The sequence below is a fragment of the Streptomyces sp. NPDC004658 genome, from assembly GCF_040609555.1.
In the GTDB taxonomy this organism is placed as follows: Bacteria; Actinomycetota; Actinomycetes; order Streptomycetales; family Streptomycetaceae; genus Streptomyces.
In genome coordinates, this window is sequence record NZ_JBEXKG010000004.1 from 53,388 (window position 1) to 73,337 (window position 19,950).

General features: G+C 73.1%; 16 protein-coding genes and 1 riboswitch. Of the genes, 5 read left to right on the forward strand and 11 right to left on the reverse strand.

Features of this window, described 5'->3' with window-relative positions:
- Positions 1-160 precede the first annotated feature (160 nt).
- Positions 161-952 (forward strand): VOC family protein, encoded by a 792-nt coding sequence (locus tag ABZV94_RS03215; RefSeq protein ID WP_356336614.1) that lies wholly within the window; start codon positions 161-163, stop codon positions 950-952.
- Positions 953-956: 4 nt separating this feature from the next.
- On the opposite strand, the gene ABZV94_RS03220 is transcribed toward ABZV94_RS03215, so the two are convergent.
- Genes ABZV94_RS03220 through ABZV94_RS03240 form a run of 5 tightly spaced genes read right to left on the reverse strand, consistent with a single transcriptional unit; the run spans position 957 to position 6,548 of the window.
- Positions 957-1,616, reverse strand: coding sequence for a thymidine kinase (locus ABZV94_RS03220; RefSeq protein ID WP_356336616.1), 660 nt, complete (start codon positions 1,614-1,616; stop codon positions 957-959).
- Positions 1,617-1,662: 46 nt separating this feature from the next.
- The gene (locus ABZV94_RS03225; RefSeq protein ID WP_356336619.1) at positions 1,663-2,859 is read right to left on the reverse strand and encodes a nucleotide pyrophosphatase/phosphodiesterase family protein; all 1,197 of its coding nucleotides are present in this window, start codon (positions 2,857-2,859) and stop codon (positions 1,663-1,665) included.
- Positions 2,859-3,455, reverse strand: coding sequence for a DUF5998 family protein (locus ABZV94_RS03230; protein ID WP_030647492.1), 597 nt, complete (start codon positions 3,453-3,455; stop codon positions 2,859-2,861). The genes ABZV94_RS03225 and ABZV94_RS03230 overlap by 1 nt, the downstream gene beginning before the upstream one ends.
- A 1-nt stretch (position 3,456) precedes the next feature.
- Entirely contained in the window at positions 3,457-3,720 is a 264-nt protein-coding gene (locus ABZV94_RS03235; RefSeq protein ID WP_356336621.1) for a hypothetical protein, read from the reverse strand.
- A 17-nt stretch (positions 3,721-3,737) separates the two neighbouring features.
- Positions 3,738-6,548, reverse strand: coding sequence for a GNAT family N-acetyltransferase (locus ABZV94_RS03240; RefSeq protein ID WP_356336623.1), 2,811 nt, complete (start codon positions 6,546-6,548; stop codon positions 3,738-3,740).
- Between the two features lie 178 nt (positions 6,549-6,726).
- On the opposite strand from ABZV94_RS03240, the gene ABZV94_RS03245 reads away from it, so the two are divergent.
- Positions 6,727-7,008 carry an HPr family phosphocarrier protein gene (locus ABZV94_RS03245; protein WP_356336625.1) on the forward strand — a complete coding sequence of 94 codons (282 nt, stop codon included), beginning with the start codon at positions 6,727-6,729 and terminating at the stop codon, positions 7,006-7,008.
- A 205-nt stretch (positions 7,009-7,213) separates the two neighbouring features.
- Here the strand turns inward: ABZV94_RS03245 and ABZV94_RS03250 are convergent, their stop codons facing one another.
- The 4 genes from ABZV94_RS03250 to ABZV94_RS03265 all read right to left on the reverse strand — a co-directional run bounded on the left by ABZV94_RS03250 (position 7,214) and on the right by ABZV94_RS03265 (position 12,051).
- Positions 7,214-7,900 (reverse strand): GntR family transcriptional regulator, encoded by a 687-nt coding sequence (locus tag ABZV94_RS03250; protein WP_356336627.1) that lies wholly within the window; start codon positions 7,898-7,900, stop codon positions 7,214-7,216.
- A gap of 196 nt (positions 7,901-8,096) precedes the next feature.
- Positions 8,097-8,852, reverse strand: coding sequence for a M23 family metallopeptidase (locus tag ABZV94_RS03255; RefSeq protein ID WP_356336630.1), 756 nt, complete (start codon positions 8,850-8,852; stop codon positions 8,097-8,099).
- A gap of 12 nt (positions 8,853-8,864) precedes the next feature.
- Positions 8,865-9,025, reverse strand: a riboswitch (cyclic di-AMP (ydaO/yuaA leader).
- A gap of 237 nt (positions 9,026-9,262) precedes the next feature.
- Complete coding sequence (locus ABZV94_RS03260) at positions 9,263-10,651, reverse strand: pitrilysin family protein (protein ID WP_356336632.1); 1,389 nt, start codon at positions 10,649-10,651, stop codon at positions 9,263-9,265.
- A complete protein-coding gene (locus ABZV94_RS03265; protein WP_356336634.1) occupies positions 10,648-12,051 on the reverse strand; it encodes a pitrilysin family protein in 1,404 nt (467 codons plus the stop codon). Before ABZV94_RS03265 ends, ABZV94_RS03260 begins: the two co-directional genes overlap by 4 nt.
- Positions 12,052-12,342: 291 nt before the next feature.
- Here ABZV94_RS03265 and ABZV94_RS03270 point away from each other — a divergent pair, with 291 nt between their 5' ends.
- Positions 12,343-14,802, forward strand: a complete 2,460-nt coding sequence (locus ABZV94_RS03270) for a DNA topoisomerase IV subunit A (protein ID WP_356336636.1) — start codon at positions 12,343-12,345, stop codon at positions 14,800-14,802.
- A 54-nt stretch (positions 14,803-14,856) separates the two neighbouring features.
- On the opposite strand, the gene ABZV94_RS03275 is transcribed toward ABZV94_RS03270, so the two are convergent.
- Both ABZV94_RS03275 and ABZV94_RS03280 read right to left on the reverse strand, forming a co-directional pair.
- Positions 14,857-15,936, reverse strand: a complete 1,080-nt coding sequence (locus ABZV94_RS03275; RefSeq protein ID WP_356336639.1) for a GTP-binding protein — start codon at positions 15,934-15,936, stop codon at positions 14,857-14,859.
- Between the two features lie 442 nt (positions 15,937-16,378).
- Complete coding sequence (locus tag ABZV94_RS03280; protein ID WP_356336641.1) at positions 16,379-17,545, reverse strand: citrate synthase/methylcitrate synthase; 1,167 nt, start codon at positions 17,543-17,545, stop codon at positions 16,379-16,381.
- Between the two features lie 137 nt (positions 17,546-17,682).
- Here ABZV94_RS03280 and ABZV94_RS03285 point away from each other — a divergent pair, with 137 nt between their 5' ends.
- Both ABZV94_RS03285 and ABZV94_RS03290 read left to right on the forward strand, forming a co-directional pair.
- Positions 17,683-18,939 (forward strand): citrate synthase, encoded by a 1,257-nt coding sequence (locus tag ABZV94_RS03285; RefSeq protein ID WP_356336643.1) that lies wholly within the window; start codon positions 17,683-17,685, stop codon positions 18,937-18,939.
- 53 nt (positions 18,940-18,992) lie between these two features.
- On the forward strand, positions 18,993-19,934 hold the full coding sequence (locus ABZV94_RS03290) for a sucrase ferredoxin (protein WP_356336646.1): 942 nt from the start codon (positions 18,993-18,995) through the stop codon (positions 19,932-19,934).
- Positions 19,935-19,950: the final 16 nt, after the last annotated feature.

Below are 19,950 nucleotides of genomic sequence, written 5' to 3' on the forward strand. Positions count from 1 at the left end.
GATCGGGCATCTTCGGCGGAGGTACGGCCGAGCGGCGCGGTACCCGCGGCACCGCGGAGGATGCGGACACCGGCACGGGCACACGCGCCAGCGGCGCGGACGCCGTTCCGGGGAGCGGAAGCGACACGGCCACCACGTGGGGCCGGGGAGAGAGTGATCGATGACCGAGGCACGGGAGTCGGCCGGTCCGCACGTGCGGCGCGTGCCCGGCACGCCCTGCTGGGTGAGCCTGATGGTGCACGCGCTGGACGCCACCGAGGAGTTCTACGGTGAGCTGTTCGGCTGGGAGTTCCTGCCCGGCCCGCAGCAGCTCGGGCCCTATGTGCGGGCGCTGCTGGACGGGCGGGAGGTCGCCGGCATGGGCCAGCTGTCGCCGGACCGCCGGCTGCCGGTCGCCTGGACGCCGTACTTCGCCTCGGACGACGTGGACCAGACCGCGGACACCGTGCGGTTGTGCGGCGGCACGCTGGCCGTCGGGCCGCTGGACGCCGCCGAGGCGGGGCGGATGGCGATCGCCTCCGATCCCTCCGGGGCGGTGTTCGGCATCTGGCAGGGCTCCGCGCATCTCGGCATGTCGGTCACCGGCGTACCCGGCACACCGGTGTGGAACGAGCTGGTCACCTTCGAGACGGAGAGCGTCGGCACGTTCTACAAGAGCGTGTTCGGCTACGAGGAGGAGCCGGTGGTCTCCGCCGGCTTCGACTATCTGACCCTGCGCCTCGACGGCCGTCCCGTGGCCGGGCTGCACGGCGTGGGCCACGGCCTGCCCATGGACCGGGGGCCGTACTGGCGGACGTACTTCGAGGTCGACGACCTCGCCGAAACGCTGCGGCAGGTCACCGGACTGGGCGGTCGCGTCCTCAAGCCGGCCCACGACAGCCCGCACGGGCGGCTGGCGACGGTGGCGGACCCGGAGGGCGCCGAGTTCACGGTGATCCAGGATCCGCGCTGAGCTCTCAGGGGGCGCCGGAGGCCGGGACGGGCAGCACGTCCGGGGACAGGGCCGCCGCGCGGGCCGTCGCCGCGGTCATCCGGCGCCGGTGGTGACGCCGGCACAGCACCTCGTAGCCGACCTGGCCCGCGGACTGGTTGACGTCGCCGACGACCACCTGGGCGCCCTCGACCACCATCTCGCCGTCTATCGTGCGGGCGTTGTGCGTGGCGCGGGCGCCGCACCAGCACAGCGCCTCCACCTGGAGCACCTCGATCCGGTCGGCCAGCTCCACCAGCCGCTGGGAGCCGGGGAACAGCTTGGAGCGGAAGTCGGTGGTGATGCCGAAGGCGAACACGTCCAGGCCGAGGTCGTCCACCACGCGCGCGAGCTGGTCGATCTGCTCGGGCGCGAGGAACTGCGCCTCGTCCGCGATCACGTAGTCGGCCCGGCCGCCCCGCGAGAGATGGTCCACGAGATAGGCGTACAGGTCCTGGCCGTCCTCCACCTCCACCGCGTCGGTGACCAGGCCCAGCCGGGAGGACAGCTTGCCCTCGCCGGCGCGGTCGTCCCGGGTGAAGATCATGCCGGCCAGGCCGCGCGCGGAGCGGTTGTGCTCGATCTGGAGAGCCAGCGTCGACTTCCCGCAGTCCATCGTTCCGGAGAAGAACACCAGCTCGGGCATGAGGAGTTGAGCACCTTTCGGCGAGTCGCTGAAGACGGGGGACGGTTCAGGAGCGTACTTCGAGCAGCGGGACCAGCTGCTCGGCAGGGGTCATCGAGCCGTGGTTGCCGACCAGCGCCGACTCCTTGGGCTCCCGCTCGGAGGCGATGATCAGGACGTCGTCGTGCGCGGCGGCGACCACGTCCCCGATCCGCCGGTAGACGCGCTCGTCGCATTCGCCGGGCCGCCCGAACCAGCCGGCGGCGATCGCCTCGTCCCGCGAGGCCACCCAGAACTGCTCGCCGAGCACCTCGCGCCAGCAGGTCAGGACGTCGTTCTCGGCGCCCGGCACCGCGTACACGTGCCGGGCCCGGCCCTCGCCGCCCAGCAGGGCGACCCCCGCGCGCAGTTCCCAGTCCTCGTCGAAGTCGATGCGGTGCCGCTCGTCGAACGGGATGTCGACCATGCCGTGGTCGGCGGTGACGTAGAGCGCGCTGCGCGGCGGCAGCTGCTCCGCGAGGCGCTGGACGAGCCGGTCGACGTACATCAGCTGGCCGCGCCAGGTGTCGGAGGCGATGCCGTAGCGGTGTCCGGAGCCGTCCAGTTCGGCGTAGTACGTGTACACCAGCGCGCGGTCCGCGGCGGCCAGTTGCTCGGCCGCGAGATCCATGCGCTCCTCGCCGGCGAGCCGTCCGTGGAAGCTGCCGCCGCTGAGCGCCACCTTGGTCAGCGGGGTGTGCTCGAAGGCGGGCGAGGACACCTGGGCGGCGTGCACCCCTGCCTGGTGGGCGAGCTGGAAGACGGTGGGGTACGGCTGCCAGGGGCGCGGTTCGGTGTACGGCTGCCAGCGGAGCTGGTTCATCAGCGCGCCGGTCTCCGGGTTGCGCACGGCGTAGCCGGGCAGACCGTGGGCGCCGGGCGGCAGACCGGTGCCGACGGAGGCGAGGGAGGTCGCGGTGGTCGCCGGATAGCCGGCGGTGAGCGGGCGGCCGGTACCGCCGCGCGAGCTGCCGAGCAGGGAGGTCAGGAACGGGGCCTCGTCCGGGTGGGCCTTCAGCTGCTCCCAGCCGAGGCCGTCGATCAGGAAGACGCAGACCCGGTCGGCGGGGGTGAGTTCCGCGATCGTGGGGGTCAGGCCGGGTACGCCCATGCCGGCGGCCAGGGTGGGCAGCAGGTCGGCGAGGGAGCCGGTGCCGTACTCGGGCAGCGGTGCGGTGTCGAGGGCGAGGGGCTCCGGGTGGTCCCAGGCGGAGAGCTGGGACATCAGCGTGTGACGTCCGCGGTCGCCTCCGAGATGGCCTGCGCGAAGGCGAGCGCCTGGCGCACCGTCTCCGGGCCGTCCCCGGCCTCGCTGACGCGCAGGCTGAGGTCGTCCGCCGTGGAGCTGCCGGTGTAGCCGTGGTCGGCGTCGCAGTTGGGGTCGCCGCAGGCGGCGGGCTCCAGGTCGATGCGGCTGACCGCGCCCCAGCCGATGGTCAGCACGACCTCGCGGGGCGGGGTGCCCGGCGTGTACTGCTCCGGGTTGGCGACCACCCGGCTGACCACGACCGAGGAGATCCGGTCGAGCTTCACGGACTCGGTGGAGGTGGTGGCGTACGGCGTCGGGGACGTGCTGTCGGCGGCCTGCTCGTCGGTGTGGCTGACGATGAAGCGGTTGCCGGTGAGGACGAGCACGGTGACGTGCCGGCGCACCTCGTTCTGGTCGAAGGTGGTCTCCTGGTGGACCAGGTACGACCGGATGGGCTCGCCGCCCACAGCGGCCTCCACCGCCTCGGCCACGAGGGCCGGGTAGTAGCCGCTGCGCTCGATCGCCGCGCGCAGCCCCTGGGTCGTCGTACTGGTCTTGGCCATGGCGTCCATCCTAATCCGTGGGCAAGGGGGGTCCGGGCCAGTCGCGCGGACCGGGAGCGGCTGGGGCGCCCGGGCGCGGGGGCCTGTGCACGATCCCCGGGCGGACGGCCATCCCTTCGGCGGCGCCCAGGCAGGAGACGGCCTCCCGGCCGCCGGCGTCCGCTTCGAACGCCACGACAAGGGGCGCGGCTTCGCCCAGGACCCGCGCGAGACGTGCCGTCTCCAGGGAGTCCCACCAGCTGCCCTCGGGCAGCTTCCGTCCGGCGATCTCCATGTGGCCCCCCGTCCCGGTCAGTAGGCCGGCAGGGTGCGCGGGCCGAGGTCGTCACGGGCGGGCGGCGGCGCGAGCCGCACGGTGGCGCCGAGCACGCTGGCTCCGTGGGGGGCGACGACGACGGGCTCCAGGGTGACCGCGACCACCTCCGGGTGGTCGTCGACCAGCCGGGACACCCGCAGCAGCAGTTCCTCCAGGGCCGGGGTGTCCACCGGGGTGGAGCCGCGCCAGCCGAACAGCAGCGGTGCCGTCCGGATCGACCGCACCAGCGAGGTCGCCTCCCGGTCGGTGACGGGGATCAGCCGGTGGGCCATGTCGCCGAGCAGCTGCGAGGCGGCCCCGGCCAGCCCGAAGGACAGCACGGCTCCGGCCGCCGGGTCGATCACCGCGCGTACGACCGTGTCGACCCCGCGCGGCGCCATGCCCTGCACCACCGGCCGCAGTTCCTCCGGCTGCCCGAACAGCTCGGTCAATTCGGCGTACGCCCGCAGCAGTTGCTCCTCGTCGGCGAGGTCCAGGCGGACGCCGCCCAGGTCGGCGCGGTGCCTGAGGTGCGGGGCGGTGGCCTTGAGGGCGACCGGGTAGCCGAGCGTGCGGGCGGCCGCGACGGCGGCGTCCGGGGTGAGCGCGGGCAGGGCGCGGCGCACGGGTATGCCGTACTTGGCGAGCAGCTCACAGGTCTCCGCGTCGGAGATGGTGAGCCCCTGCCCGCGCGCGAGCAGCTCGCCGATCAGCCGGGCGGCCCCCTTCTCGTCGATGTCGTCGTACTCCGGCACCTTCCCGGGATCGGCCGCGTCCCGCCGCCACTGCGCGTACCGCACGGCTTCGGCGAGGGCGCGGACGGCACGTTCGGCGGCCGGGTAGGCGGGGATCAGGTGGGTGCCTTCGGGCGGGGTGGCCAGTGGGGCGGGGGCCGCCGCTCCCTCGGTGCCGGGCACCTTCTCGGCGGCGCCCGGTGCGGTGCTCGCCGCCGCCGAGAGCGCTTCCGCCAGTCCCCCCAGCTCCACGTGCACCACGAGGACCGGCTTGCCCGGCACCGTCGCCGCCGCCGACCGCAGCGCCTCCGCCAGCTCCGGGTCCCCCGGCGAGCCCTCCCCGATGGCGGGGATCGCCGTGACGACGACGGCGTCGTTGGTGCCGTCGGCCAGCGCGGCGGCGAGCGCCCGGTGGAAGTCCTCCGCCGTCGCCCCGGTCGTCAGGTCCACCGGCCGGGCGGGCCGCAGTCCCTCGGCGAGACAGCGGTCGTAGGTCAGCACGCCCAGCGACTCGGAGTTGCCGAGGATGGCCACGCGGGGCCCGGCGGGCAGCGGCTGCCGTGCGAGCAGCAGGCCCGCGTCGACCAGCTCGGTGATCGTGTCGACCCGGATCACGCCGGCCTGCCGCAGGAGCGCGGAGACGGTCTCGTACGGCAGCCGGGTGGCCCGTACGGCGTGTCCCTGCGGTGCCGTGCCGGTGCCCCGCACCACCACCAGCGGCTTCGCCGCCGCCGTCCGCCGGGCGAGGCGGGTGAACTTGCGGGGGTTGCCGATGGACTCCAGGTACATGAGGACGACGTCGGTCTCGGGGTCGTCGTACCAGTACTGGAGGACGTCGTTGCCGGAGACGTCGGCGCGGTTGCCGGCGGACACGAAGGTGGACACGCCGGTGACCCCGGTGACGCCTCCGCCGCGCCGGTGCAGCCGGGACAGCAGGGCGATGCCGATGGCGCCGGACTGGGCGAACAGCCCGATGCGGCCGGGGCGGGGCATCTGCGGGGCGAGCGAGGCGTTCAGCCGGACGTCCGGAGCGGTGTTGATGACGCCGAAGGCGTTCGGGCCGATGATCCGCATGCCGTACGCGCGCGCGGCCCGGACGAGGGCCCGCTGCCGCTCGCGTCCCTCGGGCCCGCTCTCGGCGTATCCGGCGGAGAGCACGACCAGCCCCTGGACGCCGTGCTCGCCGCATTCGGCGACCACGGCGGGCACGTGCGCGGCCGGTACCGCCACGACGGCCAGGTCGACGGGCCCGTCGATGTCCCGCACCGAGCGGTGCGCGGGCACCCCGTCGACCTCCTTGAGGTCTTCCGGGAAGGCCTTGTTCACGGCGTGCAGGCGGCCGGGGTAGCCGGCCGCGCGGAGGTTGCCGAGGACGCCGCGGCCCACCCCGCCGGGGGCGCGGCCGACGCCGACGACCGCGACGGAGCCGGGCGCGAGGAGCCTGCGCACGGAACGGGCCTCGGCGCGCTGTTCCCGCGCGCGCTGGACGGCGAGGGAGCGGTCGGTGGGTTCGAGGTCGAACTCCAGGCGGACGACGCCGTCCTCGAAGCTGCGCTTCTGGGTGTAGCCCGCGTCCGTGAACACCTTGATCATCTTGCTGTTGGCGGGCAGCACCTCGGCGGCGAAGCGGCGGATGCCCCGCTCGCGCGCGACGGCCGCGATGTGCTCCAGCAGGGCGGAGGCGACCCCGCGGCCCTGGTGGGCGTCCTGCACCAGGAAGGCGACCTCGGCCTCGTCGGCGGGCGCGGAGGCGGGCATGCCGTCGGTGCCGATGCGGTCATAGCGTACGGTGGCGATGAACTCGCCGCCGATGGTGGCCGCGAGTCCCACCCGGTCCACAAAGTCGTGGTGCGTGAAGCGGTGGACGTCCTTGGCGGAGAGCCGTGGGTACGGCGCGAAGAAGCGGTAGTACTTCGACTCGTCCGAGACCTGCTCGTAGAAACTGACCAGGCGGTCGGCGTCATCAACGGTGATGGGCCTGATGCGCGCGGTGCCACCGTCGCGCAGCACCACGTCCGCCTCCCAGTGGGCGGGGTACTGGTGCCGGTCCTGCCGGTCCGCCGAGGTCTGCATGGGCCCCAGAGTACGGCTCGCGTCGGACAACGGCGCGAGGCAGTCTGTGGAGGACGGGAAGCCGGACCGAGGCCGCGGTCCGGTGCCACACCGGAGGGGACGAAAGGTCCGCTCCGGACACGCTTCACGATATGGGAAACTGGTCTAGACAACCCTGAACACCGAAGGGCAGCAACACATGGCTGAGCGCCGCGTCAACGTCGGCTGGGCCGAGGGCCTCCACGCCCGCCCCGCCTCCATCTTCGTCCGAGCCGCCACGGCCACAGGCGTCCCGGTGACGATCGCCAAGGCCGGGGGCGACCCCGTCAACGCGGCCTCCATGCTGGCCGTCCTGGGCCTGGGTGCCCAGGGCGGCGAGGAGATCGTCCTCGCCTCCGACGCCGAGGGCGCGGACGCCGCCCTGGACCGTCTGGCCAAGCTGGTCTCCGAGGGCCTGGAAGAGCTGCCCGAGACCGTCTGAGCGCCCACCGCACAGAGCGCCGGAGCCGCGTTCGCCTTTCGGGGCGGCGCGGCTTCGCCGTATGCGGGCGCAGTCGGCACGATGGGCCCTCGATTTAAGGACCCACCGCCTCCCCGGCGAACTCCGGGGAATTCAGGCACGAGGAATTCGGGCAGCACGAAATACCCCGCCCGGAAATCACTCTTCTTTGTATACGGTGCGCTTGTTAATGCCGCGGGCCCGACATGTTTACGACGTGTTGCGAAGTCCTCACGCGCTCCGCGGCGGAGGAAAGGCGCAGCCGGTGCGCGCCCGTCGCGCGCTCGGCGTGCAGCGCCGTGAGCGCCCGCGCGCGCTCGGCGTCGCCACGCGCCACCGCGTCCACGATGGCGCCGTGCTCCGTCCAGTACTCCACCGGACCGGCCGGCGCCTCCACCGTGTACATCCAGGCGATCTTGTGCCGCAACTGGGTGAGCACCGAGGTCAGCGAGGGGCTGCCGGAGGCCTGGGCGAGCGTCTCGTGGAACCAGCCGCCCAGCGAGCGCAGATCCTCGTTGCTGCCCCTGCGGGCCCGCTCCTGGCCCAGCCGGACCAGGCCCCGCAGCACCTTCAGATGGGCCTCGGTGCGCCGCTGCGCGGCCCGCGCGGCGCCCAGCGGCTCCAGCAGCGTCCGCATCTCCAGGAGGTCGGCGGCCTCCTGCTCGGTCGGCTCGGCCACGCACGCGCCCGCGTGCCGGCGCGTCACCACGAAGCCCTCGGCCTCCAGGGTGCGCAGGGCCTCGCGCACGGGGACGCGGGAGACGCCGTAGCGGCGGGCCAGGACTTCCTCGGTCAGGCGGCTGCCGCGCTCGTAGACACCCGCGACGATGTCGTCCCGGATGGCCGTGCACACCGAGTGCGCCGGAATACGCATGACCGACCTCCGTCTTAATCCCCGTGAAACGTCGACGATGGACGTGTGTTCCGTGACTCTATTCCAATGAGCCAGAATTTCCGACGGCAGCCCCTAATCCATGGCTATTTTTTGGACAACGGACCCGCGGACACCGCGAAAAACACGAAAGCCCCGGCTCGGTGAGCCGGGGCTTCGCACAGTCGTGCGGTCGGTGTCAGAGGTGCACGCCGTGCTTGCGGAGGTAGGCGACGGGGTCGACGTCCGAGCCGTAGTCGGGGGTCGTGCGCGCCTCGAAGTGGAGGTGCGGGCCCGTGACGTTGCCGGTGGCGCCGGACAGGCCGATCTGCTGGCCCGGGACGACCTTCTGGCCCACCGTGACCCCGATGGACGACAGGTGCCCGTACTGGGTGTACATGCCGTCGGCCATGCGGATCACGATCTGGTTGCCGTACGCGCCGCCCCAGCCCGTGGAGACCACCGTGCCGGAACCCACCGCGTGGACCGCCGTGCCGCTCGCCGCGTGGAAGTCGACGCCGGTGTGCGCACCGGAGGACCACAGGGAGCTGCTGGCCCGGTAGGCGGTGGAGACGTACGAGTGCGCGATCGGGGGGACGAAGGCGTTCAGCCGCTTGCGCTCGGCCTCACGGGCGGCCCGGGCCTTGGCGGCGCGGATCTCCTGGGCCCGCTCGGCCGCCGCCTTGGCCGCGGCCTCCTCGGCCGCCTTCTGCTCGGCGGCCTGCTGCTGCGCGGCGGCCTGCGCGCCGATCTCGTCGGCGACGTCGTCGGACACGGCGACGACCGGGGTGAGGCCGGTCTGCTCCGTGGAGTTCTCCGCGGCGAGCGCCGGGGAGGCGGCGAGGGTGCCGATCACACCGGTGGTGGTGAGGGCCGCGACGCCGGCCGCCTGAACGGTCGTCCGCTTGACCCGGCCGGGCTTGCGGTGCTTACCGGTGGCGCACATGAACGCCATGAAGTGGCTGGTCCTTTCCTTCCCTCTCGCCTACCGGGTTAGCTGACGGGTTCGGAGCAGGAAGGTCTCCTACGGGCCCCCTCGCAACCGCGCGGGCGCCCGATTCACCCCAGGGACGGTGGGTCCCCGGCTCCCCTGGCTCGCGCCGTACGGGGACTCGGCGATGACTGTCCGCTGCCGCGGGTGCGGCGCACTGCCTGACGAACAGCCCGGACGAAGCTACGCAGGCACGCTGTCAATCCTCAAACGCAACCCGGCTTTTGTAGCGCATCCCACAGGGCAGACAGGCAACCTCCGTCCCAAAACGGGCATCTGAGGGAGGGAGTGGAACAGCGTGGGGCCCTGACGACCCGTAGGTCGTCAGGGCCCCACGCGCGCGTGCCGTCGGCCGGCCGCCGCCACGGCCGCGTCTACTCGGCCGCCACCACGGTCACTTCACCGATGCCCAGCGCCTCCACCGGCGCCTTGATCTGCGACGCGTCACCGACGAGGACGGTCACCAGGCGGTCCACCGGGAAGGCGTTCACGACGGCCGCGGTGGCCTCCACCGTGCCCGTGGCCGCCAGCCGCTGGTACAGCGTCGCCTGGAAGTCGTCGGGCAGGTGCTGCTCGACCTGGTCGGCCAGCGTGCTCGCGACGGCCGCCGCGGTCTCGTACTTCAGCGGCGCCACACCGACCAGGTTCTGCACGGCGACGTCCCGCTCGGCGTCGGTCAGGCCGTCCGCCGCGACCGTGCGCAGCACCTTCCACAGGTCGTCCAGCGCCGGACCGGTGTTCGGGGTGTCCACGGAGCCGCTGATGGCGAGCATCGCCGCGCCCGTGCCGTCCGGCGCGGACCGCAGGACCTGCCCGAAGGCCCGCACGCCGTAGGTGTAGCCCTTCTCCTCGCGCAGCACGCGGTCCAGGCGGGAGGTGAGGGTGCCGCCGAGGCAGTACGTGCCGAGCACCTGGGCGGGCCACACCCGGTCGTGCCGGTCGGGTCCGATCCGGCCGATGAGCAGCTGGGTCTGCACCGCGCCGGGCCGGTCCACGATGACCACGCGCCCGGTGTCGTCGGCGGTCACCGGCGGCACCGGCCGGGGCTCGCCCGGGGTGCCGGTCCACTCGCCCAGGGTGTCACCCAGCAGCGCGTCCAGGTCGGCGCCGGTCAGGTCGCCGACGACGACCACGGTGGCCGTGGCGGGCCGCACATGACGGTCGTAGAAGGCGCGTACCGCCGCCGCGTCGATCTTCTCGACCGTCTCCTCGGTGCCCTGGCGCGGACGGGACATCCGCGAGTTCGCGGGGAACAGCTCCTTGGAGAGTTCCTTGGCGGCCCGGCGGGAGGGGTTGGCCAGCTCGTGCGGGATCTCGTCCAGGCGGTTGCGGACCAGCCGCTCCACCTCGCTCGTCGCGAAGGCGGGCGCGCGCAGGGCGTCGGCGAGCAGGCCGAGGCCCTTGGCCAGGCGGGAGGCCGGGACCTCCAGGCTGAGTCGCACGCCGGGGTGGTCGGCGTGCGCGTCGAGGGTGGCACCCGCGCGCTCCAGCTCGGCGGCGAACTCCTCGGCGGAGTGCTTGTCGGTGCCCTCGGAGAAGGCCCGCGCCATGATCGTGGCGACGCCGTCCAGGCCGGCCGGCTCGGCGTCCAGCGGGGCGTCCAGCAGCACCTCGACGGCGACGACCTGCTGGCCCGGGCGGTGGCAGCGCAGCACGGTCAGACCGTTGTCGAGGGTGCCGCGCTCGGGCGCCGGGAACGCCCACGGCTTGGCCTCGCCGGGCTGCGGCTGGGGGTGGAAGTCCATGGTGGCGAGCTCGGTCACTGGGCCGTCTCCTCGTTCTCGGTCTCGTCGCGGCCCGCCTCTACGGTCGCTTCCTGCTCGGGGTCCTCGGGGATCTTGGCGTCCTCGACGGCCTCCGGGGACTTCGGCTCGTAGACGAGGACCGCGCGGTTGTCGGGCCGCAGGCGTGCCTTGGCGACCTCCTGGACCTCCTGCGGGGTCACCGCCAGGACCCGCTTGACGGCCGTCAGGGCGAGCTGCGGGTCGCCGAAGAGGACCGCGTACCGGCACAGTTCGTCGGCGCGGCCGGCGACCGTGCCGAGCCGGTCCAGCCACTCGCGCTCCAGCTGGGCCTGGGCGCGCTCCATCTCCTCGGGCGTGGGGCCCTCCGCGGCGAACCGGGCCAGCTCCTCGTCGATGGCGGCCTCGATGACCGGCACCTCGACGTCACCGGAGGTCTTCACGTCCAGCCAGCCCATGGACGGCGCGCCGGCCAGGCGCAGCAGGCCGAAGCCGGCCGCGACGGCCGTCCGGTCCCGGCGCACCAGCCGGTTGTACAGGCGGGAGGACTCGCCGCCGCCGAGGATGGTCAGGGCGAGGTCGGCCGCGTCGCACGCGCGCGTGCCGTCGTGCGGGAGCCGGTAGGCGGCCATCAGGGCGCGCGCCGGGACCTCCTCCACGACGACCTCGCGCTTCTGCTCGCCGATGATGTCCGGCAGGGAGCCGTCGCGGGGGGCGGGCTTGCCGTCGTGGGACGGGATGGAGCCGAAGTACTTCTCGATCCAGGCGAGGGTCTGCTGCGGATCGATGTCGCCGACCACGGAGAGCACCGCGTTGTTCGGCGCGTAGTAGGTGCGGAAGAACTGGCGGGCGTCCTCCAGGGTGGCCGCGTCCAGGTCCGCCATCGAGCCGATCGGCGTGTGGTGGTAGGGGTGGCCCTCCGGGTAGGAGAGCGCGGTCAGCTTCTCGAAGGCGGTGCCGTACGGCACGTTGTCGTAGCGCTGGCGGCGCTCGTTCTTGACGACGTCCCGCTGGTTCTCCATGGACTCGTCGTCCAGGGCGGCCAGCAGCGAGCCCATGCGGTCGGCCTCCAGCCAGAGCGCCAGCTCCAGCTGGTGGGCGGGCATCGTCTCGAAGTAGTTGGTCCGCTCGAAGCTGGTGGTGCCGTTCAGCGAGCCGCCGGCGCCCTGCACCAGCTCGAAGTGGCCGTTGCCCTTGACCTGCGCCGAGCCCTGGAACATCAGGTGCTCGAAAAGGTGAGCCAGGCCGGTACGCCCCTTGACTTCGTGGCGGGAGCCGACGTCGTACCAGAGGCAGACCGCCGCCACCGGGGTCAGGTGGTCCTCGGAGAGCACCACGCGCAGACCGTTGGCCAGGCGGTGCTCGGTCGCTGTCAGGCCCCCGGAGCCTGCCTCGGCTGTGGTCGTGTGACCCATGGGCATGTACGTCCCTTCGCGAGCGGAGGCGGTTGATGGAAACCGCGGTTTTCCTGCCGTTCCTGCCACTGTATGCAAAGCGTGCGGGGCCTCGGCGAAGTTCCCGCGGGACGTACGCCCACAGCGGATCCCGCGGCCCGCCCGCGACCCTCCCCGGCTCCCGGCGGCACCTGGGGAACCGGGCCCCCGGCTCCCGCCAGGTCCTCGGGACCCGGGTCGTGGCACGGGTTGTCGGTGCGTCGGTCCACAATGGTCGGCGTCAGTTCCGTCCATCCTTTCAGCAAGGAGCCGGCAGCGATGGCCCGCCGCAGCACGAAGACCCCGCCGCCCGACGATTCGTTCGAGGAGAGGATCCTCGACATCGACGTCGTGGACGAGATGCGTGGCTCCTACCTGGAGTACGCGTACTCGGTCATCTACTCGCGCGCCCTGCCGGACGCCCGTGACGGCCTGAAGCCGGTGCACCGCCGGATCGTGTACCAGATGAACGAGATGGGCCTGCGCCCCGAACGCGGCTACGTGAAGTGCGCGCGCGTCGTCGGCGAGGTCATGGGCAAGCTGCACCCGCACGGCGACGCGTCGATCTACGACGCCCTGGTGCGCATGGCGCAGCCCTTCTCCATGCGCGTGCCGCTGGTCGACGGCCACGGCAACTTCGGCTCGCTGGGCAACGACGACCCGCCGGCCGCCATGCGGTACACCGAGTGCCGCATGGCCGAGGCGACGAGCCTGATGACCGAGTCGATCGACGAGGACACGGTCGACTTCGCGCCGAACTACGACGGCCAGGAGCAGGAGCCGGTGGCGCTGCCCGCCGCCTTCCCGAACCTGCTGGTCAACGGCTCCTCGGGCATCGCGGTCGGCATGGCGACGAACATGCCGCCGCACAACCTGCGCGAGGTCATCGCCGCCGCCCGCCACCTGATCCGCAACCCGAACGCGGACCTGGACGCGCTGATGAAGCACGTCCCGGGCCCGGACCTGCCCACCGGCGGCCGGATCGTCGGCCTGGACGGCATCCGCGACGCGTACGCGACCGGCCGTGGCACCTTCAAGATGCGCGCCACCGTCACGGTCGAGACGGTCACCGCCCGCCGCAAGGGCCTGGTGGTCACCGAGCTGCCCTTCACGGTCGGGCCCGAGAAGGTCATCGCGAAGATCAAGGACCTGGTCAACGCGAAGAAGGTCCAGGGCATCGCCGACGTCAAGGACCTCACCGACCGCGAGCACGGCCTGCGCCTGGTCATCGAGATCAAGAACGGCTTCGTGCCGGAGGCGATCCTGGAGCAGCTGTACAAGCTGACCCCCATGGAGGAGTCCTTCGGCATCAACAACGTCGCCCTGGTCGACGGCCAGCCGCTCACCCTGGGCCTGAAGGAACTGCTGGAGGTCTACCTGGACCACCGCTTCGACGTGGTCCGGCGCCGCAGCGAGTTCCGCCGCGGCAAGAAGCGGGACCGGCTGCACCTGGTCGAGGGCCTGCTGACCGCGCTGGTCGACATCGACGAGGTCATCCGGATCATCCGGTCCAGCGAGAACTCCGCGCAGGCCAAGGAGCGCCTGATCGAGCGCTTCTCGCTGAGCGAGGTGCAGACGCAGTACATCCTCGACACGCCGCTGCGCCGGCTCACCAAGTACGACCGGATCGAGCTGGAGGCGGAGAAGGACAAGCTCACCGCGGAGATCGAGGAGCTGACCCGGATCCTGGAGTCGGACGCGGAGCTGCGCAAGCTGGTCTCGGCCGAACTCGCCGCCGTGGCGAAGAAGTTCGGAACCGACCGGCGCACGGTTCTGCTGGAGTCCGCGGGCGCCCCCGCGGCCACCGTCCCGCTGCAGGTGGCCGACGACCCGTGCCGGGTGCTGCTGTCCTCGACGGGTCTGCTGGCCCGTACGGCGACCGACGAGCCGTTCCCGGAGGCGGCGGGCGCCAAGCGCGTCAAGCACGACGTGATCGTCTCGGCGGTGCCGGCGACCGCGCGCGGGGTGATCGGCGCGGTGACCTCGGCGGGCCGGCTGCTGCGGATCAACGTGGTCGACCTGCCGCAGCTGCCCGAGTCGGCGACCACGCCGAACCTCTCCGGAGGGGCCCCGCTGGCGGAGTTCGTCTCGCTGGAGGACGACGAGACGGTGGTCTGCCTGACCACGCTGGACGAGTCGTCCCCGGGTCTGGCCCTCGGCACCGAGCAGGGCGTCGTCAAGCGTGTAGTGCCCGACTACCCGTCCAACAAGGACGAGTTGGAGGTCATCACGCTCAAGGAGGGCGACCGGATCGTCGGCGCGGTGGAACTGCGCACCGGCGAGGAGGACCTGGTGTTCATCACGGACGACGCGCAGCTGCTGCGCTTCCAGGCCTCCATCGTCCGCCCGCAGGGCCGCCCGGCGGGCGGCATGGCGGGCATCAAGCTCACCGAGGGCGCGAAGGTCATCTCGTTCACGGCGGTCGACCCGGCCGTCGACGCGGTGGTGTTCACAGTGGCGGGCTCGCGCGGCACGCTGGACGACTCGGTGCAGACGACGGCCAAGCTGACCCCGTTCGACCAGTACCCGCGCAAGGGCCGGGCCACGGGCGGCGTGCGCTGCCAGCGGTTCCTGAAGGGCGAGGACTGCCTGTCGCTGGCCTGGGCGGGCCCGGCACCCGCGCGCGCGGCGCAGAAGAACGGCACCCCTGCGGATCTGCCGGAGCCGGACCCGCGCCGCGACGGCTCGGGCACGTCGCTGCCGAAGACGGTGGCGGTGGTGGCGGGGCCGGTGCTGTAGCCGGGCTCCGGGCGGGCCCCCCGGGGCTCGCCCGGTGAGGCCCGCCCGATGGCTCTAGGCGGGCGGATCCTCCACGTCGACGTCCGCCTCGTCCGGGCCCTGTACGTAGCGCAGGACGCCCCACATGCCGTGTTCGTCGGCGTGCGGCGCGTCGTCCCTGCACGCCTCCAGTTCCTTGCCGAGGGTGTCCGCGTCGATGCCGGCGCCGATCAGCACCAGTTGGGTGAGGCGGTCCTCGCGGGGGGCCCAGGGCTCCGGGTAGAAGCGCAGGAACCGGCCGACGGCGTGCACGGCGTAGCGGTTGAGCGGGTCGTACGGCCCGAAGTCGACGTACCCCTTGATCCGGTACAGCCCCTCGGGTCGGCTGTCCAGGAACCGCATGAGCCGACGGGGCTCCAGCGGCACGTCGGAGGTGAAGGACAGGCTGTCGTAGCCGGTGTGCAGATGCCCGGCGTGGTCGTCGGCGCCGTGGTCGGCCAGGTCGTCGAAGGACAGCTGTCCGAGGCGCTCCTCGCTCGGCCGGCAGTCGAAGAGGAACTCGGGGTCGATCCGGCCGTAGGCGGCGGGGACGACGGCGGCGCGGTCGGTGAGCGAACGGACGGCCCCCAGGATCCGCTCGGCGTCGTCGGTGCGGTCCAGCTTGTTGACGACGACCAGGTCGGCGAGGGCCAGGTGCCGGTCGATCTCGGGGTGCTTCGCCCGCGTGTCGTCGAACTCGGCGGCGTCGACGACCTCGACGAGACCGCCGTAGACGATGCCCGGGTGCTGGCTGGCGAGCACCATGCGCACCAGTTCCCGGGGCTCGGCCAGCCCGCTGGCCTCGATGACGATCACGTCGATCCCGGTGCCGGGCGCGGCGAGCCGGTCCAGGTAGAGGTCGAGTTCGCTCGCGTCGACGGCACAGCACAGGCAGCCGTTGCCGAGCGAGACGGTCGAGTCGCCCAGGGCGCCGGCGACGGCCATCGCGTCGATCTCGATGGCCCCGAAGTCGTTGACGATGGCCCCGATCCGGCTGCCTCCGCTGCGGTGCAGCAGATGGTTGAGGAGCGTGGTCTTTCCGGAACCGAGGAAACCGGCGAGCACGACGACCGGGATCTGCTGCGGACTGCCGCTGCGTGCCAGGCTGTTCCCCAACGGGCGACCTCTCTGACGTACCTGAGCGCACCGGTTCGCGCCCCGATGCGCGAACGGGCGTGGACGGGCGTGGACTGCCCGTCCACGCCCGTCCAGGATACGAGCGGGACGGAGCCCGAGAGGCGCGGCCGTCGGCGGTGGGGCACGGGGTCCCCTCGGATACATGGGGGTCCGCGCGGGGACACGGGGTCCGCGCGGGGACACGGCAGTGGCGGAGGCCACTGCCGTCGGCAGGGGGTACGGCGGTCGGCACGGGGCACGGCAGTCGGCGTGGAGGCACGGTGGCCGGCACTGGGGCACGGTGGCCGGCAGCAGGACGCGGCGACCGGTCGACGCCGGGACACGACGGTCGCCGCAGCGACACGACGGCGGTCGGCGCCAAGACGCGGCCGTCGGCGGCGGGACATGGCCGTTCGCCCCGGGACGCGGTGGTCCGCCGTGCTCACTCGGCGGCGGGCACCGCCGCCTTCGGCTCCGGGCCCACGTACCGCGCGACCGGGCGGATGATCTTCGAGTCGGCGGCCTGTTCCAGGATGTTCGCGCTCCAGCCCACGACCCGACCCGCCGCGAAGGTGGGGGTGAACATCTCCCGGGGCAGGCCGCACAGTTCCATGACCACACCGGCGTAGAACTCGACGTTCGTGTGGAGTTCGCGGCCGGGCTTCAGCTCGGCGAGGATGGCCTCCACGCGGCGCTCGACCTCCACCGCGAAGTCCACCCGCGGGCCGCCGAAGCCGAGGGCGATCTCGCGGAGCATGCGGGACCGCGGGTCCTCCGTGCGGTAGACGGCGTGCCCGAAGCCCATGATGCGGTCACCGGCGAGCACCCGCTCGCGTATCCAGGCGTCGATCCGGTCCGGTGTGCCGATCGCGTCCAGGGTGTCCAGGGCCCGGCTGGGCGCGCCTCCGTGCAGCGGCCCGGACAGGGCGCCGACGGCACCCGTCAGGCAGGCCGCCACGTCGGCGCCCGTGGAGGCGATGACGCGTCCGGTGAAGGTTGACGCGTTGAATCCATGATCAATGGTTGAGATCAGGTATTGCTCGACCGCACGGGCCCGGCGCGGATCGGGTTCCGAACCCGTCAACATGTACAGGTAGTTGGCCGCGTAGGAGAGGTCCTGGCGCGGCTCGACGGGGTCGAGGCCGCGACCGAGCCGGTACAGCGCGGTGAGCAGGGTGGGTACGGCGGCGCAGGCGGCCACGGTGTCGGCGCGGCGCCGGTCGGCGTCGATGTCGTACACGGGCCGGAAGCCCTGTGCCGCGCCGAACAGGGACAGGGCCGTGCGCAGTCCGGCCAGCGGTCCGGAGCGCCGCCCGGCCGCGGCGATGGCGGGCAGGGCCGCGCGGACGTCCTCGGGCAGGCTCCGCAAGGCGGCGGTCTCGGCGGCGAAGGCGGCACCGCGCCGGGTGTCCGGGAGGGTGCCGTGGACCAGGAGGTGCCAGACGTCCTCGAAGGTCCGGGTCCGCGCGAGGTCGACGGCCGAGTACTGCCGGTAGTGGTAGAAGCCCTCCCGGCCCCGGACGTCGCCGATCTCGGTCTCGGTGACGACGACGCCGGCCAGACCGCGCGGGGCGTCGATGAGCGCGGTGGCGCTCGCGTTGTCGGCCATGGTTTCCTCCCTGGCTTTCCTGCCTGGCGTTCGCGCCTCGGCTTGATCCGACTGTCCATGCTTGACTATTTTCTTGTCAACGTTGATTCAATCAACTCACCGTTATCAAGATGTGCAGAGGCGACTACGGTGACCCCATGCGCGATCCCGACACCGCTCCCCACCGTCCCGGGCGCCGGCTGAGCACCAAGGAGACCGCCGAACTGCTCGGCGTGAAGCCGGAGACGGTCTACGCGTACGTGAGCCGCGGCCTGCTCAGCAGCAGACGCGAACCCGGCGCCCGGTCCAGCACGTTCGAGGCCAAGGAGGTGGAGGCCCTGGCCCGCCGCAACCGGCGGGAGGCGGCCGGGAGCCCCGGCTCCGGCGGAGACCTGTCCGTCCGCACCCGGATCACGCTCATCGACCAGGACCGGTACTTCTACCGGGGCGTGGACGCCGTGGAGCTGGCCACCCACCGCTCCTACGAGGAGGTCGCGGAGTGGCTGTGGACCGGCCGGCTGACCCCCGGGGTGACGTTCTCCGCGCCCGAGCCCACCGTCGCGGTCGCCCGCCGCGCGGTGGACGCCCTGTCCGAACACGCCTCCCCGGTGGACCGGCTGCGGGTCGCCGCGATCGCCTCGGCGGCCGAGGACCCGCTGCGCTTCGACCTGTCCGAGGACGCGGTGCTGAACACGGCGCGCGTCCTCATCCCTACCCTCGTCGGCGCGCTCCCGCCGGTCCGTCCCGGCCACAGGGACGGCGGGCCGCTGGCGCAGCGCCTGTGGGGGCGGCTGACCGGCCACCCGGCCGACGAGGCCTCGCTGCGCGTCCTGGACACCGCGCTCGGGCTGCTCGCCGACCACGACCTGGCCGCGTCCACCCTGGCGGTCCGGGTCGCCGCGTCCGCCCGGGCGCACGCGTACGCGGCGGTCTCGGCCGGGCTCGGCGTCCTGGAGGGCCCGCTGCACGGCGCGGCCAGCGGTCTGGCCCACCGGATGCTCCTGGACGTGCTCGACCAGGGCACGGCGGTCCCGGTGATCGCCGACGAGCTGCGGGCGGGCCGCCGCATCCCCGGTCTCGGCCACCGGCTGTATGCGGGCGAGGACCCCCGCGCGCGGGTGCTGTTCGGCCTCCTGGAGCAGGTCCCGCGCGCGGAGTCCGCGCTGCTCGCGGCCCGTGACCTCGTCGCGACGACCGCCCGGCACACCCCGCTGCACGCCAATGTGGACCTGGCCCTCGCGGTGTTCACCGCGTCCAGCGGCATGCCGGCCACGGCCGGTGAGACGATCTTCGCCGTCGCGCGGACCGCGGGCTGGATCGCCCATGCCCTGGAGGAGTACGGCGAGCGTCCGCTGCGCATGCGGCCCAGCGGCCACTACGTCGGTCCGCGCCCGCCGCGGCCCCTCCCGGACTAGGACACGGGTGGGCCGGAAGTCGCCCCGCGGGAAGTCAGGTTAGGCTCACCTCTGTGAGTAGGTGTGCGACCGTCTCCCGGAGCCTCGACGAGCCGGTGTCCGGTACGGCGGCCACGGCGACGACGTGGCTGCTGCTGGAACAGCCGGGCCCATGGGGCGCCAAGGCGCTCACGTCCAGCCACCTGGATCCCGCACTGGGCCGGGCGCTGGAGGCCGCCGCCGACGGAACCGGCGTGCGGATCGCGCTCATCCGGCGCCCGGGGCGCCACGCCGACCCGGGTACACCCGCGATCCGGCAGGTGTACGCCGCGCACACCGTTCCCGGGCGCGTGTGGCTGCACGGCGCCACCACGCGCGATCCGTCGCGGCTGCTCGACCTGGATCTCGCCGGCCTCGGGGCCGGCGACCACCGTTCCTTCGGCGCGGTGCTCGGCGGACGGCCGCACCGGGGTGATCCGCTGGCGCTCGTGTGCACCAACGGCAAGCGCGACCGCTGCTGTGCCCTCCTGGGCCGCCCGCTCGCCACGGAGCTGGTCGCCTCGGGGGTGCGCGGCGTCTGGGAGGTCACCCATCTGGGTGGACATCGGTTCGCGCCCACGGTGCTCGTCCTGCCGTACGGCTACGCCTACGGCCGCGCCGAGGCGCACACCGTCAAGGAGGCCCTGCACGGCGTCCGGGAGGGGCGCGTGGTCGTGGAGGGGTGCCGGGGGTGCTCCGCGTGGGAACGACCCGGCCAGGCCGCGGAGCTGGCCGTCCGGTCGGCCGCGGGCGAGTACCGGGCGGGTGTGCTCAGCGTCGTACGGACCGACGGCACCGCTTCGGGCTGGGAGGTCATCGTCCGGCACGCCGACGGCCGCCGGTGGCGGGTCACCGTGGCGCAGGGGACGTCGCTGCCGCCCCGCCCGGAGAGCTGTGGCGCGACGGTGCTCGGTGCGCCCGCCCGGATGGACGTGGTCGAGGTGCGCGAGCTGAGGCCGACCGCGCTGGCGAGCTGACCGGGCGTGGACACCG